Source organism: Trinickia dabaoshanensis (assembly GCF_002879885.1).
Classification (GTDB): domain Bacteria; phylum Pseudomonadota; class Gammaproteobacteria; order Burkholderiales; family Burkholderiaceae; genus Trinickia; species Trinickia dabaoshanensis.
Genome location: NZ_PNYA01000001.1, coordinates 171650 through 187482, shown reverse-complemented (window position 1 = coordinate 187482; position 15833 = coordinate 171650). Strand labels below are relative to the sequence as shown.

10 protein-coding genes are annotated in these 15833 nt (G+C 65.5%); 4 read left to right on the top strand and 6 right to left on the bottom strand.

All coding sequences use genetic code 11. The annotated features are described in order from the left end of the window. Positions 1 to 18: 18 nt before the first annotated feature. The 3 genes from C0Z18_RS00810 to dapC all read right to left on the bottom strand — a co-directional run bounded on the left by C0Z18_RS00810 (position 19) and on the right by dapC (position 2516). Positions 19 to 381, bottom strand: a complete 363-nt coding sequence (locus C0Z18_RS00810) for an ArsC family reductase (protein WP_102643463.1) — start codon at positions 379 to 381, stop codon at positions 19 to 21. Continuing rightward, the gene (gene dapD, locus C0Z18_RS00805; RefSeq protein ID WP_102643462.1) at positions 381 to 1208 is read right to left on the bottom strand and encodes a 2,3,4,5-tetrahydropyridine-2,6-dicarboxylate N-succinyltransferase; all 828 of its coding nucleotides are present in this window, start codon (positions 1206 to 1208) and stop codon (positions 381 to 383) included. Before dapD ends, C0Z18_RS00810 begins: the two co-directional genes overlap by 1 nt. Before the next feature lie 102 nt (positions 1209 to 1310). Beyond that, on the bottom strand, positions 1311 to 2516 hold the full coding sequence (dapC, locus tag C0Z18_RS00800) for a succinyldiaminopimelate transaminase (RefSeq protein WP_408646955.1): 1206 nt from the start codon (positions 2514 to 2516) through the stop codon (positions 1311 to 1313). Between the two features lie 323 nt (positions 2517 to 2839). Between dapC and smc the strand changes: the two genes are divergently transcribed. The 4 genes from smc (at position 2840) to def (ending at position 10277) form a co-directional block, all read left to right on the top strand. Continuing rightward, entirely contained in the window at positions 2840 to 6358 is a 3519-nt protein-coding gene (gene smc, locus C0Z18_RS00790) for a chromosome segregation protein SMC (RefSeq protein WP_102643673.1), read from the top strand. A gap of 65 nt (positions 6359 to 6423) precedes the next feature. Then, positions 6424 to 7656: a cell division protein ZipA C-terminal FtsZ-binding domain-containing protein gene (locus tag C0Z18_RS00785; RefSeq protein ID WP_102643459.1), complete on the top strand. Its 1233-nt coding sequence runs from the start codon at positions 6424 to 6426 to the stop codon at positions 7654 to 7656. Positions 7657 to 7698: 42 nt separating this feature from the next. Then, the gene (gene ligA, locus C0Z18_RS00780; RefSeq protein ID WP_102643458.1) at positions 7699 to 9747 is read left to right on the top strand and encodes an NAD-dependent DNA ligase LigA; all 2049 of its coding nucleotides are present in this window, start codon (positions 7699 to 7701) and stop codon (positions 9745 to 9747) included. Beyond that, the gene (def, locus tag C0Z18_RS00775; protein WP_102643457.1) at positions 9744 to 10277 is read left to right on the top strand and encodes a peptide deformylase; all 534 of its coding nucleotides are present in this window, start codon (positions 9744 to 9746) and stop codon (positions 10275 to 10277) included. Before ligA ends, def begins: the two co-directional genes overlap by 4 nt. Before the next feature lie 115 nt (positions 10278 to 10392). On the opposite strand, the gene C0Z18_RS00770 is transcribed toward def, so the two are convergent. The 3 genes from C0Z18_RS00770 to map form a co-directional block, all read right to left on the bottom strand. Then, on the bottom strand, positions 10393 to 12063 hold the full coding sequence (locus C0Z18_RS00770) for a pseudouridine synthase (protein ID WP_102643456.1): 1671 nt from the start codon (positions 12061 to 12063) through the stop codon (positions 10393 to 10395). A gap of 6 nt (positions 12064 to 12069) precedes the next feature. Further along, positions 12070 to 14640, bottom strand: coding sequence for a [protein-PII] uridylyltransferase (locus tag C0Z18_RS00765; RefSeq protein ID WP_102643455.1), 2571 nt, complete (start codon positions 14638 to 14640; stop codon positions 12070 to 12072). A gap of 104 nt (positions 14641 to 14744) precedes the next feature. Beyond that, the gene (map, locus tag C0Z18_RS00760; protein ID WP_102643454.1) at positions 14745 to 15551 is read right to left on the bottom strand and encodes a type I methionyl aminopeptidase; all 807 of its coding nucleotides are present in this window, start codon (positions 15549 to 15551) and stop codon (positions 14745 to 14747) included. Positions 15552 to 15833 lie beyond the last annotated feature (282 nt).

Genomic DNA, 15833 nt, shown 5'->3' with positions numbered 1-15833 from the left:
ATGGCCAGGGTGCGGCCGCTATGCGAAAAGCGTTGCGTATTCGTCGGCGGAAAAGCCCACCGACTTGACGCGGCCGTCCACGACGACGACCGGCCGCTTGACGACGGAGGGCTTTTCGATCATCAGCGCGATCGCGCCTTGCTGCGTGTCGGCGGCGGCCTTCGCGTCGTCGGGCAAAGCGCGCCAGGTCGTGCCGCGACGGTTGAGCAGGACTTCGAGCGGGACGTCCTTGAGCCAGTCTTTCACGACGGCAGCCGTGAGCCCCGCTTTTTTGAAGTCGTGAAACTCGAACGCGACGCCGTTCGATTCGAGCCACGTGCGGGCCTTCTTGACGGTGTCGCAGTTCGGGATGCCGTAGACGACGGTGCGCGCCGCGCTCATCAGTCGCCTCGCAGCAACTCGTTCAGGCCGACTTTCGCGCGCGTCTTGGCATCGACCTTCTTGACGATGACGGCGCAATACAGGCTGTGCGTGCCGTCCTTCGAGGGCAGATTACCGGCCACGACGACCGAACCCGGCGGCACGTAGCCATAGCTGACTTCGCCCGTTTCGCGATCGTAGATCTTCGTGCTTTGGCCGAGATAAACGCCCATCGAGATGACCGAGTTTTCGCCCACGATCACGCCCTCGACGACTTCGGAGCGCGCGCCGATGAAGCAGTTGTCCTCGATGATGACCGGGTTCGCTTGCAGCGGCTCGAGTACGCCGCCGATGCCGACGCCGCCCGACAGGTGCACGTTCTTGCCGATCTGCGCGCACGAGCCGACGGTCGCCCACGTATCGACCATCGTGCCTTCGTCCACATACGCGCCGATGTTCGTGTAAGACGGCATCAGCACGACGTTCTTAGCGATGAACGAGCCGCGGCGCGCGATCGCCGGCGGCACGACGCGAAAGCCGCCCGCGGCGAAATCTTCGGCCGTGTAGTTCGCGAACTTCGAGGGCACTTTGTCATAGAACTGCGAGTAGCCGCCGGCGGCCATCGGCGCGTTGTCTTCGAGGCGGAACGAAAGCAGGACGGCCTTCTTCAGCCATTGATTGACGACCCACTGGCCGTCCTTCTTTTCGGCGACGCGCAAAAGACCCTTGTCGAGTTGCTCGATCGCGTGTGCGACGGCATCGCGCACTTCGGCGGGCGCTGCCTTCGGCGAGAGCTCGGCGCGGTTTTCCCAGGCGTTGTCGATGATGCTCTGAATGTGTTGCGACATGTCGGTAGTTTCGCTAAATGAAGTCTGATGATGACGGTGCGGTGCAAGGGGCGTGCGGGGCGCCTGCCGCGGCCTCGGGCCGGCGCGTGCCGCGGGCGCGGATCAACGCGCCAGGCTGCGGCAGAAATCGACGATGCGTTTGGCGCCATCGACGCACTCGTCCACGTCGGCGACGAGCGCCAGGCGAACGAAATCGCGGCCGGGGTTCACGCCGTGCGCGGTGCGCGCCAGATATGAGCCGGGCAAAACCGTCACATTATAGTCGGCGTACAGGCGCTGGGCGAACTCGGTATCGGTCAGACCCGTGCGGGCCACGTTCGCCCAAAGGTAGAACGCGGCGTCGGGCAGGCGCACGTCGAGTACCTCCGCGAGCATCGGGGTGACCGTCGAAAACTTGGCCACGTACTTGGCGCGATTTTCGCGCACGTGCGCTTCGTCGTTCCAGGCGGCGGCGCTCGCGGCTTGGTAGACCGGCGACATCGCCGAGCCATGGTAGGTGCGGTACAGCAAAAAGCGCTTCAGGAGCGCCGCGTCGCCCGCGACGAAGCCCGAGCGCATACCCGGCACGTTCGAGCGCTTGGACAAGCTCGAGAGCATGATGAGCCGCTCGAAGCCGCGCCCCAGTTCGTGCGCGGCTTGCAGGCCGCCGAGGGGAGGATTCGCTTCGTCGAAATAAATCTCCGAATAGCATTCGTCGGACGCGATCACGAAGCCGTGTTTGTCGGAAAGGGCGAATAGCTCGCGCCAATCGTCGAGCGTGAGGACCGCGCCGGTCGGGTTGCCCGGCGAGCAGACGAACAGCAACTGCGTGCGCGCCCATACGTCCTCGGGCACGGCCGCGTAGTCGCAGGCGAAGTTGCGTTCGGGATCGCTGTTGGCGAAATACGGCTGCGCGCCCGCGAGCAGGGTCGCGCCTTCGTAGATTTGGTAGAACGGGTTCGGGCACAAGACGATCGCGCCGGGCCGGGAGCCGTCCACGACCGTCTGCGCGAGCGAGAACAGCGCCTCGCGCGAACCCGAAACGGGCAGCACCTCGGTGGCCGGATCGAGCGCCGGCAGGCCGTAGCGGCGCATCGTCCAGGCGCAGATGGCCTCGCGCAGCGCGGCCGAGCCGATCGTTGCGGGGTAGTTCGACAGCGTGTCGAGCGCGCCGACCACGGCTTCGCGGATCAGGGCGGGCGTCGCGTGTTTCGGTTCGCCCAGGCCGAAGCTGATATGCGGCAAGCCGGCGGGCGGTGTCGCGTCTTTGAACAGCGCGCGCAACTTTTCGAACGGATAGGGCTGGAGGCGGTCGAGTAAAGGATTCACGGCGGGCTCGGCGGGCACGTTTGCGAGGGCTTGTCTTGCGTGTGATTTTCGCAAGCCGTCCCCGCGCGGGAAAAGGGCGTCATTATAGCGTGGCGGGCGAGCGCCGGCGCGGGCGCGGCGGGCACGCGATGGTATGATTGCCACTTGCTCGCGGCTCGCGTGCCCGGTCTCGGCCGAGCATGCGTCTCGCGACACCAAAAGCATCGCGGCGGCGGCTCGCCGCGCGTGCGTCGCGGCGGCGCGGTTGCGTCCGTTGCGATGCTCGCGCGTGGGCTCGGCCGGCCGCGTTTTTGTTCGACCCTCATCAATACAGCGATATCGCCGTGCGTCTGACCTCGATCAAACTCGCTGGCTTCAAGTCCTTCGTCGATCCCACGCATTTTCAGGTACCGGGCCAGCTCGTCGGCGTGGTCGGTCCGAACGGGTGCGGCAAGTCGAACATCATCGATGCCGTGCGCTGGGTGCTGGGCGAGTCGCGCGCCTCGGAGCTGCGCGGCGAATCGATGCAGGACGTCATTTTCAACGGCTCGACGGCGCGCAAACCGGGCAGCCGCGCGAGCGTCGAACTCGTGTTCGACAACTCCGAAGGGCGGGCGGCCGGCCAGTGGGGGCAGTACGGCGAAATCGCCGTGAAGCGCGTGCTCACGCGCGACGGCACCTCGAGCTACTACATCAACAATTTGCCCGCGCGCCGGCGCGACATCCAAGACATTTTCCTCGGCACGGGCCTCGGCCCGCGCGCGTACGCCATCATCGGGCAGGGCATGATCGCGCGCATCATCGAGGCGAAGCCGGAAGAGCTGCGCGTGTTTCTCGAGGAGGCCGCGGGCGTATCGAAGTACAAGGAGCGCCGCCGCGAGACCGAAAACCGCTTGCACGACACGCGCGAGAATTTGACGCGCGTCGAGGACATCGTGCGCGAACTCGGCGCGAACCTCGAAAAGCTCGAGGCGCAGGCGATCGTCGCCACCAAATTCAAGGAACTGCAAACCGACGGCGAAGAGAAGCAGCGTTTGCTGTGGCTGCTGCGCAAGAACGAGGCGGCGGCCGAGCAAGCCCGTCAGCAGCGCGCCATCTCCGAGGCGCAAATCGATCTCGAAGCGCAGATGGCGAAGCTGCGCGAGGTCGAGGCCGACCTCGAAACGCTGCGCGTGGCGCACTATGCGGCAAGCGACGCCATGCAAGGCGCGCAGGGCTCGCTGTACGAGGCCAATTCCGAGGTGAGCCGGCTCGAGGCCGAGATCAAGTTCGTCATCGAGTCGCGCAATCGCGTGCAGGCGCAGATCGCCGCGCTCACGGCGCAGCGCGAACAATGGCAGGCACAGGCGGAAAAAGCGCGCGACGATCTCGAGCAGGCCGAGGAGCAACTGGCCGTTGCCGAGGAAAAAGCGGCGCTCGCGGAAGACGAAGCGGCAGCCAAGCACGACGAGTTGCCCGCGCTCGAAGCGCGTTGGCGCGACGCGCAAACTCAACTGAACGAGGAGCGCGCCGGCATCGCTCAGACCGAGCAGGCGCTCAAGCTCGAGGCCGCGCACCAGCGCAACGCCGATCAGCAATTGCAGCAGTTGCAACAGCGTCACGAGCGGCTCAAAGCCGAGGCGGGCGGGCTCGACGTGCCGGACGAAACGCAGCTCGACGAGCAGCGGATGCAACTGGCCGAGCAGGAAGAGATCTTGCGCGACGCGCAAGATCGCCTCACGGCGGCCCAAGAGACGCTGCCGCGTGCCGAGGCCGAGCGCCGCGAGGCGCAAGAGCGCGTGCAAAGCGAGAGCGCGCAGATCCATCAGTTCGAGGCCCGGCTCTTAGCGCTCAAGCAGTTGCAGGAGAACGTCCAGACCGAGGGCAAGATCCAGCCCTGGCTGGACAAGCACGAGCTCGGCGCATTGCCGCGCTTGTGGAAGAAGCTTCACGTGGAGGCCGGCTGGGAAGCCGCGCTCGAATCGATCTTGCGCGAGCGGCTGGCCGCCCTCGAGATATCCAATCTCGACTGGGTGCGCGCATTCGCGACCGATGCGCCGCCGGCGAAGCTCGCCTTTTATGCGCCGCCTTCGGCCGGTGCGCCGCGCGCAGCGCCGGCGGGCTTCACGCCGCTGCTCTCGCTGGTGCGCATCGACGATGCGGGTTTGCGGGCCGTTTTGAACGAGTGGCTGGGCGGCGCTTATGTCGCCGACGATCTGACGCAAGCGCTCGCCATGCGTGCGCAATTGCCCGAAGGGGCGATGCTCGTCGTCAAGGCGGGCCACGTCGTGACGCGCGTCGGCGTGCAATTGTACGCGGCCGATTCCGAGCAAGCCGGCATGCTGGCGCGCCAACAGGAGATCGAAAATCTCACGCGTCAATTGCGCGCGCAGACGCTGCTCGCCGACGAGGCCAAGACGGCCGCGATCCGCGCCGAAGCGGCGTACACGCAGGCCTCGCAAGCGGTGACCGATGCACGCGCGCAAGTCGAGCGCGCGACGCAGCGCGTGCATGGTCTGCAGCTCGAGGTGCTCAAGCTCACGCAGGCATACGAGCGCTACACGCAGCGCAGCACGCAGATTCGCGAAGAACTCGAAGAGATCACGGCTCAGATCGAAGAGCAGCGCGCGCAGCGGGCCGAATCCGAGGCGAATTTCGAGCACCACGACGGCGAGCTTGCGCAATTGCAGGCGCGCTTCGAGGAGAACCAACTCGCGTTCGAATCCCTCGACGAATCGCTCTCGGCCGCCCGCACGCAAGCGCGCGATCTCGAACGCGCAGCCACCGATGCGCGCTTTGCCGCGCGCAATATGGCGGCACGTATCGACGAGTTGAAGCGCAGCATCCAAGTCGCGCACGAACAAAGCGAACGGATCGCGGGCACGCTCGAGGATGCGCGCGCCGAACTCGAAACGATTAACGAGCAAACGACGCATACGGGCTTGCAGGAAGCGCTCGAAGTGCGGGCGCAGAAAGAGGCGGCGCTCTCGGCGGCGCGGCTCGAACTCGACGATTTGACGGCGAAGCTGCGCCACGCCGACGAAACGCGCTTGAGCGCGGAGCGCTCGCTGCAACCGCTGCGCGATCGAATCACCGAGCTGCAACTGAAGGAGCAGGCGGCCCGCATCGCCGGCGAGCAGTTCATCGAGCAATTGCAGGCGGCGGGCGTGGACGAGGCGCAACTGCAGGCGAAGCTCTCGCCCGATATGAAGCCCTCGTATCTGCAAGGCGAAGTCACGCGCATCAACAACGCGATCACGGCGCTCGGGCCCGTGAATATGGCCGCGCTCGACGAACTCTCGGCGGCCAAGGAGCGCAAGACGTTCCTCGACGCGCAGTCGGAAGATTTGACGCGCGCGATCGAAACGCTCGAAGACGCGATTCGCAAGATCGACCAAGAAACGAGAACGCTGCTGCAAGGCACGTTCGACGAAGTGAACCGGCATTTCGGCGAGCTGTTCCCGCGCCTGTTCGGCGGCGGGCAAGCGAAGCTGATCATGACCGGCGATGAAATCCTCGATGCGGGCGTCCAAGTGATGGCGCAGCCGCCCGGCAAGAAGAACTCGACGATTCACCTGCTTTCGGGTGGGGAGAAGGCGCTGACGGCCACCGCGCTGGTGTTCGCGATGTTCCAGCTCAATCCCGCGCCGTTCTGTCTGCTCGACGAAGTGGACGCGCCGCTCGACGATGCCAATACCGAGCGCTTCGCGAACCTCGTACGCGCGATGTCCGACAAGACGCAGTTCCTGTTCATCTCGCACAACAAGATCGCGATGGAAATGGCGCAGCAACTGATCGGCGTGACGATGCAAGAGCAAGGGGTTTCGCGCATCGTGGCCGTGGACATGGAAACCGCCGCGGGTTTCGCCCAGAATATCGTCTAACGAGCGGCGCCGCGCCGCGGGATGCGGGCGCGGGCCGCGCTACAGGAATGCTTCATGGAGCGTGCATGGACGAGTTGACACTCGGATTGATCGGCGCGGGCGCCGTCGTGGTGGGAGGGGTGGTCGTATACAACGCGTGGCAAGGTGCGAAGGTGCGCCGCAGGATGCCGCGCCCGATGCCAACCGATGCCGAGCAAGGGCTCGCGCGTCACGATCACGAGGAAGAGCGGCCGTTCATCGAGCCGGCTCGCGGCGCCGCGCGGCGCGAGAGCGCGATGCCGGACGCGGCGCCCGACGGCGAAGCCGCACGGATCGAACCGAGCTTCGGCGTCGCGGCGCCGCTCGATATTCCGGCCGATATCCAGGCCGAGGCCACGACGCCCAACGGCTTCACACCGGAGCCGCAATCGGAGGCGGCCACCGCATCGGCCGATACGGAAGCCGTGACGCCCGCCGCCACGACGATTTCGGCCGCGCCGCCGCACATCGTCGATCGCCGGATCGATTGCGTGGTGCCGATTCGGCTGGCCGGCCCGATCTCGGGCGAGAAAGCGTCGCCGCTCGCTCAGCGCTTGCGCCGGGCGGGCAGCAAGCCCGTCTATATCGAGGGCAAGCCCGAAGGCGGTAGCGGCTGGGAGTTGCTGCAAAACGCGGAGCGCTACGAAGAGTTGCGAGCGGCAGTCCAGCTTGCGAACCGAGGCGGTCCCTTGAACGAGCTCGAATTCTCGGAGTTCGTATCGGGCGTGCAGCAATTGGCCGATGCGATCGACGGCGCCCCCGAATTTCCCGACATGCTCGAAACCGTGTCGATGGCGCGTGAGCTCGACGGCTTTGCGGCGCAGTGCGACGCGCAGTTGTCGATCAACGTGTTGTCCGACGGCGCGCCGTGGTCGGCCAATTACGTGCAGGCGGTCGCATCGCAAGACGGCTTGCTGCTTTCGCGCGACGGTACGCGCTTCGTCAAGCTCGATGCCAAGCAAAGCCCCGTCTTCATGCTGCAGTTCGGCGATACGAATTTCCTGCGCGACGATTTGACCTACAAGGGCGGTCAGATGATCACGCTGATCCTCGATGTGCCCGTGGCCGAGGAAGACATCTTGCCGTTCAGGCTCATGTGCGATTACGCGAAGTCGCTGGCGGAGCGCATTGGGGGCCGCGTGGTCGACGATCAGCGCCGGCCGTTACCCGAGCAGGCGTTGCTCGCGATCGAAAAGCAGCTCATGACGCTGTACGCTCGGCTCGAGGAGGCCGGTATTCCGGCCGGCTCGCCCGCGACGCGGCGGCTCTTTAGCCAGTAACGCGCGTTCGCTAGAGAACCGATCCACAACAATACGAACGACATGGCTCGCAACCACGCGCAATCGCCTCCGCCCGCCGACAATCCGGCCGAACGCGCAATCTGGCTACGGACGGAATTGGAGCGGGCGAATTATCAGTACTACGTCCTCGATCAGCCGCAAATTCCGGATGCCGAATACGATCGGCTGTTCTCGGAGTTGCAGTCGATCGAGGCCGAGCATCCCGATCTGATCACGCCCGAGTCGCCCACGCAGCGCGTCGGCGGTCAAGTCGCGACCGGCTTCGCATCGGTCGTCCATGCGCTGCCGATGCTCTCGCTGAACAACGGTTTCGCCGACGAGGACGTGACGGCATTCGACAAGCGCGTGAGCGACCGGCTCGGCCGCGCGAGCGTCGAGTATTCCTGCGAACTGAAGTTCGACGGCCTTGCGATCTCGCTGCGCTACGAGGACGGCCGGCTCGTGCAGGCCGCCACGCGCGGAGACGGCTCGACGGGCGAGGACGTGACGCAGAACGTGCGTACCGTGCGCTCGATTCCGTTGCGCTTGAAAGGCGATCGGATTCCTCGCGTGCTCGAAGTGCGCGGCGAAGTGCTGATGTTCCGGCGAGACTTCGATCGGCTCAATGCGCATCAGCGCGAAGCGGGCCAACGCGAGTTCGCCAATCCGCGAAATGCCGCGGCGGGCAGCTTGCGCCAGCTCGATTCGAGCATCACGGCGCACCGGCCGCTGTCGTTTTTCGCCTACGGTATCGGGGTGCTGGAGGGGATGGACATGCCCGACACGCACGATGCGGTACTCGATTGGTACGTGGAACTCGGCCTGCCGGTGTGTAGCGAGCGCGAAACGGTAGAGGGCGCCGAGGGGCTGCTGGCCTTTTATCGGCGTATCGGCGAAAAGCGCAAGTCGTTGCCGTACGATATCGACGGCGTCGTCTACAAGGTCAATCGCAAAGCCGATCAAGATGCGCTCGGCTTCGTTTCGCGTGCGCCGCGTTTCGCATTGGCCCATAAATTTCCGCCGGAAGAAGCGCTGACGGAGTTGCTCGAGATCGGCGTGAACGTCGGACGTACCGGCGCGATCACGCCGGTGGCGCGTTTGGCGCCCGTTTTCGTCGGCGGCGTGACGGTGACGAACGCCACGCTGCACAACGAAGACGAAGTTCATCGCAAGGATCTGCGCGCCGGCGACACCGTGATCGTGCGCCGCGCCGGCGACGTCATTCCCGAGGTGGTGGGTCCGGTACTCGAACGCCGTCCGCAGGGGGCGCAAGCGTTCGTCATGCCGACGCAGTGCCCCGCATGCGGCTCCGCCATCGAGCGGCTGCCCGGCGAGGCCGTGGCGCGTTGCACGGGCGGCCTCGTATGCCCGGCGCAGCGCAAGCGCGCGCTCGAGCACTTCGCGCAACGGCGCGCGCTCGACATCGACGGGCTCGGGGAGAAGATCATCGATCAACTCGTCGAACACAATCTCGTCCGGACACCGGCGGATTTGTTCAATCTGGGGTTCTCCACGCTCGTCGCGCTCGAACGTTTCGCCGACAAATCGGCGCAAAACCTCATCGATTCGATCGAGAAGGCCAAGCATACGAAGCTCGAACGGTTCATCTTCGCGCTGGGCATCCCGGACGTCGGCGAATCGACGGCGAAAGATCTTGCCCGCCATTTCGGCTCGCTCGATCCTGTGATGGACGCGTCGGTCGAGACGTTGATGGAAGTCGAAGGGGTTGGTCCGATCGTGGCCGAATCGATCCATCAGTTCTTTGCCGAGGAGCACAATCGCACGGTCATCGCGCAATTACGCGCGAACGTGACGTGGCCCGAGGGGCCGCCCGCGCCACGCGCGCCGCAAGGCGTGCTGGCCGGCAAGACGATCGTGTTGACCGGCACCTTGCCTACGCTCGCGCGCGAGCAAGCGAAGGAAATGCTGGAAGCGGCGGGTGCCAAGGTGGCCGGCTCGGTGTCGAAAAAGACCGATTACGTGGTGGCGGGAGCCGAGGCGGGAAGCAAGCTGGCGAAGGCAGAGGAACTCGGCATCGCGATTCTCGACGAAGACGGTATGCGCAAGCTCTTGGAGGGCGATGAGCCATGATTCGTGACATTCTCAAAATGGGCGATCCGCGTTTATTGCGCATCGCCCAGACCGTCGAGCATTTCGATACGCCCGAATTGCACGCGCTGATCGCGGACATGTTCGAGACGATGCACCATGCGAACGGTGCGGGATTGGCCGCGCCGCAAATCGGCGTCGATTTGCAGGTCGTTATCTTCGGGTTCGGCCATAACGACCGGTATCCCGAGGCGCCACCCGTGCCCGAGACCGTGCTGATCAATCCGACGATCACGCCTGTGTCGCAAGACATGGAAGAGGGCTGGGAAGGGTGTCTATCCGTGCCGGGCATGCGCGGCGTCGTGAACCGCTTTTCGATGATCCGCTACCACGGCTTCGATCAATACGGACAGCCGATCGACCGTGTCGCCGAGGGTTTTCACGCTCGTGTCGTCCAGCACGAGTGCGATCATTTGATCGGCAAGCTTTATCCGATGCGGATTACCGATTTCTCGAAGTTCGGTTTTACCGAAGTCTTGTTCCCGGATCTCGATCCGAATAGCGACGATTGATGTAAGGAACGCAGGCACGACTTCGGCGACGGCGCGCACACCTTCGCCACGCGGGGCAAAGGTGCGATATACGACGGTGGGGCCGGCTTAGAGACTCATCGGCCGGTCAGGCCGGTCAAAACGCTTCGTCGGGCAGCAAATACCGCCATTTCCCTTGCGGCAACGCGCCGAGGGCGACGCTGCCCATCCGAACTCGCTTGAGGCCGACGACGTGCAGGCCCACGAGTTCGCACATGCGGCGAATCTGTCGCTTCTTGCCTTCGCGCAAGACGAATCTCAGTTGCTCGCCGTTTTGCCAGCTGACCTTCGCAGCTTTGAGTGCCGCGCCGTCGAGCGAAAGACCGAAGCGCAGCAGGGCCAGCTTCTCGGCCGGGAAGTGTTCGGCTACGTCGGTCGAATGGTCGCCGTAAGTGACCCGAACGAGATATTCCTTTTCGACACTCGAGTTTTCGCCGATCAACTGCTTGGCAATGCGGCCGTCTTGCGTCAGGACGAGCAAGCCCGTGGAATCGATGTCGAGGCGGCCCGCCGGAGCCAGCGCGCGCAATTGGCTAGGCGCGAAGCGGGTCGTCGCACGGTCGCCGTCCCAATGGTTGGCGGCCGTGATCAACGTGATGGCCGGCTCATAGCCGTCCTCCGCTTGGCCCGAGACGTAGCCCACGGGTTTGTGCAGCAAGATGGTGACTTGGCGCGATTGCGCCGCTTGTGCATCGCGCGTGACTTCGATGTGCTGGTCGGGACGCACGCGCGAGCCAAGCGTATCGATGCGTTCGCCGTCGACTCGCACCCAGCCGTTTTCGATCCATTCGTCCGCTTCTCTGCGCGAGCACAGGCCAAGTTCGGACATGCGCTTCGATAGGCGAACCGTACCGTCGGCGGTGTCCGAATGCTCGCTGGCAGCGACCCGGGCCGGGGCCGTCTTCACCGGTTTGTCGACGCGCGGCGCGGCGGTTTTCCGGTCCGCCGTATCCGCTCGCTTGCCCGCGAACGGGCGTGCGCGCGCGTCGGACGGCGCACGGCCCTCGCGATTGCCCGGTTTCGCTCCAGCGCCGAAGCGGGACGGGCTGCCTTCGCGGCGGGGGGCGGACGGTGCCCGCCCACCCGGCGAAGCAGCATCGGCCTTCACCGGGCGTGCGAACTTACGTGTGTCGTCGTTGCCCGCCGTGCGTGCGGCGGGTCCCCGCGCCGGACGTTCCGTGGCGCCGCGCGTGGGGCGGTCGCCGCGGTCGCCGCGAGGTGCGCGGCGAGCTTCATCGTCGCCAGGTCTACCTGCCGCGCGGCCGAAGCCGCCGGGTCGATCGCCGGCGCGGGCGCGCGGAGCACGTTCGCTATTTTCACGTGGGGCGCGCGGGCCGCGTTCGTCCGGGGTACGGGGGGCGCGGCGCGGTGCATCGTCGGCCCGGCGCTCGGGCGCGGCGCCCTTGTAGCCGCTCGTGCGAGGGCTACGCCGCGCGTCCTCGCGTCCGCTGTCGTCACGTGCGCCTCGTGCACCTCGGGCATCGCTGCCACCGCGGGTGTTACGCGTATCACGCGTGTCGCGGGCGCCACGGCCCTCGCTCGAGCCTCGGGCGTCGCGCGGCTTCGCGGTTGCGCCATCGCGTCGCGGGGCGGCCGATGCAGCCCCGCCGGGTTTAGCCCTTGCGCGCGGCGCGGCCGTCTTCGTCGCGGGGGCTGCGGGGGCCGTGCTCGCGCGCGGCGGTTTGCGGCCCGACGGGCTGCCGGCGCGAACGGGGGCGCGGCTCGGCGAGGCCGGACGCGGATGCTTGGCTGTTAGTTTGGCGCGCATAAAATCTCACACTGCGATCGCACGCAGCAATTCGGTTTCTAGCTGAATTTGCAGGCGGTTGTCGGAAAGGCCGCGTCCGTCGAGCAGGAACACGTCCTCGACGCGCTCGCCGAGCGTGTTGATCCGCGCCGCATGCACGCCGATCCGATGCTCCGCCAGTACGCGCGCGATCGAATAAAGAAGACCCGGCCGGTCGTTGGCGGACACGGACAGGATGTAGTACTGCCCACGTTCGTCGGCTCGCAAGTCGACGCGCGGGGTAATCGGGAACGTCCGCGACAGCCGCGAGAGGCGGCCCTTGGACGGTTCGGGCAGCGGCGCGTCAGACGACAGGCGCGCGGCGAGCTGCTGCTCGACGAGGTTCGCGATGTCGCGATACTGCACGTCGTCTTCGGTGCGCGCGACGATGAAGTTATCGAGCGCGTAGCCATGGCGTGTCGTGTTGATGCGCGCATCGAGCACCGAGAGGCTGTTGCGGTCGAAATAGGCGCAAATGCCGGCGAACAAATCGGAGCGGTCCGGCACGTACACGAGCACTTGCAGCGCTTCCCCGATCGGAGAAGGCCGCGCCCGCACGATCGGGGCGTCGGTCTGTACGTGACGATAGAGCACGCGCGTTTGCCAGGCGATGTCGGCGGCGTCGTGGCGCAAGAAATAGCCGACGTCGAGTTCGTTCCACAGCGCGCGATGCGCGTTCTCAGGCACCGTTTCGAGCCGCAGCAAGGCAAGCGCTTCTTCTTGCCGCGTCTTCAGTTCCGAATGCTCGTCGGGACGCGCCCCCCCGAGTACGGCGAGCGTCATCCGGTACAGATCCTCGAGCAGCTTGCCTTTCCATGTATTCCAGACTTTCGGGCTCGTGCCGCGGATGTCGGCGACCGTCAACAGGTAGAGCGCCGTGAGACGGCGTTCGTTGCCGACGAGCTCGGCGAATTGCTTGATGACTTGCGGGTCGCTCGTATCTTGCTTTTGCGCGACTTGGCTCATCGTCAGATGGTGCTCGACGAGCCAGACCACGAGCGAGGTGTCGTCGCTCGTCATGCCGTGATCGCGGCAGAAGCGGCGCGCATCGGCCATGCCGAGCTTCGAGTGGTCGCCGCCGCGCCCCTTGGCGATGTCGTGAAAGAGCGCTGCCACGTAAAGCACCCATTGCCGCTCGAAATTGGCCATCAACTGGCTGCAGAACGGGTACTCGTGGGCATGCTCGGCCAAGGCGAAGCGGCGCAGGTTGCGCAGCACCATCAGGATGTGCTGGTCGACCGTGTAGACGTGGTAGAGATCGTGCTGCATCTGTCCGACGATGCGCCGGAAGTTCAACAGATAGCGGCCGAGCACGCTCGTTTGATTCATCAGCCGCAGTGCGTGCGTGATGCCCTGCGGCTGCTTCAGGATCTCGATGAAGAGTCGACGATTCTCCGGGGCCCGCCGCCAGCGCGAATCCATGATTTCGCGTGCGTTGTACAGCGCACGCAGCGTGCGGGCCGAGAGCCCCTTCGTACCGCGCGTCGTTTCGTACAGCAGGAACGCCTCGAGAATCGCCGTGGGCGTGCGCTCGAACACGTCGTCGCTGGCGATTTCGATCATCCCTTGCTTCTCGACGAAGCGCTCCGACAGCACCCGCGTGATTCCGCTCGTGCGCGGGAACAGTTGCGCCTCGATGTTCTGGATCAGAATCGTCGCCAGTTGCGTGACGGCCTTCGCTGCCCAATAGTAGCGGCGCATCAGCTGCTCGCTGGCCCGGCGCGCTTGCGTGGCGCTGTAGCCGAAGCTTTCGGCCGCGGCCGTTTGCAGATCGAAGACGAGTACGTCCTGGCGGCGCCCGGCGATCACATGCAGCCGCGCGCGCAGCGTCTTCAGGAACGCTTCGTTGCGCCGCAGCTCGCGTGCTTCGCGCGGTGTGATGAGGCCGCGCTCGTCGAGTTCTCGCCAACTGCGCCCGAAACCGGCCGCGCGCGCGATCCAGAGAATCAATTGCAAATCGCGCAAGCCGCCGGGACTTTCCTTCACGTTCGGTTCGAGGCTGTACGGCGTGTCTTGGAATTTCGCATGGCGCTGGCGCATTTCGAGCACCTTCGCCTGGAAGAACGCGCGCGCATCGAGCGCCTCGTTCAAGCGCAGGACGACGCGCTGAAAGAGGGCGGTGCTGCCGGTGATACGCCTTGCCTCGAGCAGCGATGTGCGAACGGTGATGTCGTTGGCCGCTTCCTCGATGCACTGCGCGACCGTGCGCACGCTGCTACCGATCTCGAGGCCGAGATCCCACGCCATGCCGATGAAGCGCTCGATGCGCGCGTCGAGTTCGGGCGGCGCGCCGTCGGGCAGCAGCACGAGGATGTCGATGTCCGAGAACGGTGCGAGCTCGCCCCGGCCGTAACCGCCCACGGCGACTAGCGCGCTCGACGCCGGCAACTCGCAAGCCTCCCAGGCCCGCCGAAGCGCGTCGTCGGTCGTGCGCGAGAGCGTTTGCATCAGCGCGTCGACGCGGCTGGCCGTCTTGAAGCGCGCGAGCAGTTCCGCTTTGGCGGCGCGGTAGTCGGCTTTGACCGACGCGGGGTCGGCGGTGACGGCGGGGGCGCTCATAGGCAAGGCGAACGGCGAAAAGCCGATGGATACGTGAAAGGACGAGCGCGCCGCCGCTCGAGGCGAGCGGCGATGCGCGGATTGCGGCTAAGCCGGGCGGACGGTTAGGCCGCGACCGCGATCGACGGCTTAGCCGGCGTACCCGCCGAGACGGTTAGCACGTCGTAGCCCGTATCGGTTACGAGCACCGTGTGCTCCCACTGTGCGGACAGACTGCGGTCCTTCGTCTTGACGGTCCATTGGTCGGGCATCGTACGGATTTCGCGACGTCCGGCGTTGATCATCGGCTCGATCGTGAAAATCATGCCTTTTTGCAGTTCCAGTCCGGTGCCGGGGCGGCCGTAATGCAGGATTTGCGGATCTTCGTGGAACACCGTGCCGATCCCGTGGCCGCAGTACTCGCGCACGACGCTGTAGCCGCTCGCCTCGGCGTGCCGCTGGATCGCGTGACCGATGTCGCCGAGCCGGGCGCCCGGGCGCACCTGCTCGATCCCGAGCCACATGCATTCGTAGGTCGTTTGTGCCAGACGCTTGGCGAGGATCGAGCCCTCGCCTGCGATGAACATGCGGCTCGTGTCGCCGAAGTAGCCGTCCTTGATGACGGTGATGTCGATGTTCAGCGCATCGCCGTTCTTGACGACCTTATCGCCTGGGATACCGTGGCAAATAACGTCGTTCACCGAAATGCACGTGGCCTTGGGGTAGGGCGGATAGCCCGGCGGCTGGTAGTTCAGCGGCGCGGGAACCGTTCCCTGCACGTCGAGCATGTAGTTGTGGCAGAGCCGGTCGAGTTCTGCGGTCGTTACGCCGGGCTTGACGAACGGGGTAATGTAATCGAGCACTTCGCTCGCGAGACGGCATGCGACGCGCATTTTCGCGATGTCGTCTTCGTTCTTGATCGTGATAGCCATGGGTACGGGCCTGAAAGCGGTGTGTACGGACGTGAATGCCGCGATTATCGCACCATATGCGGCCCGTGGCAGCGCGTCGCGGTTCGCCGCTCGCGCGTGCGCGGCGCTTGCCACTGGTGCGCAATGGTGCGCCGCAGCGGCAAGCGTTTGCTCCGGTGGCGGTGCGGCTTGAGGGAGTGCCCCGATGCGTGGTATACTTTCTGGCTAGTCGTTGCTGGGCTTTGATTGTGAGCCCGGGTGCGGCTGGAAGTAGGCTGGAAGTATTTAGAAGTACCCGGAAGT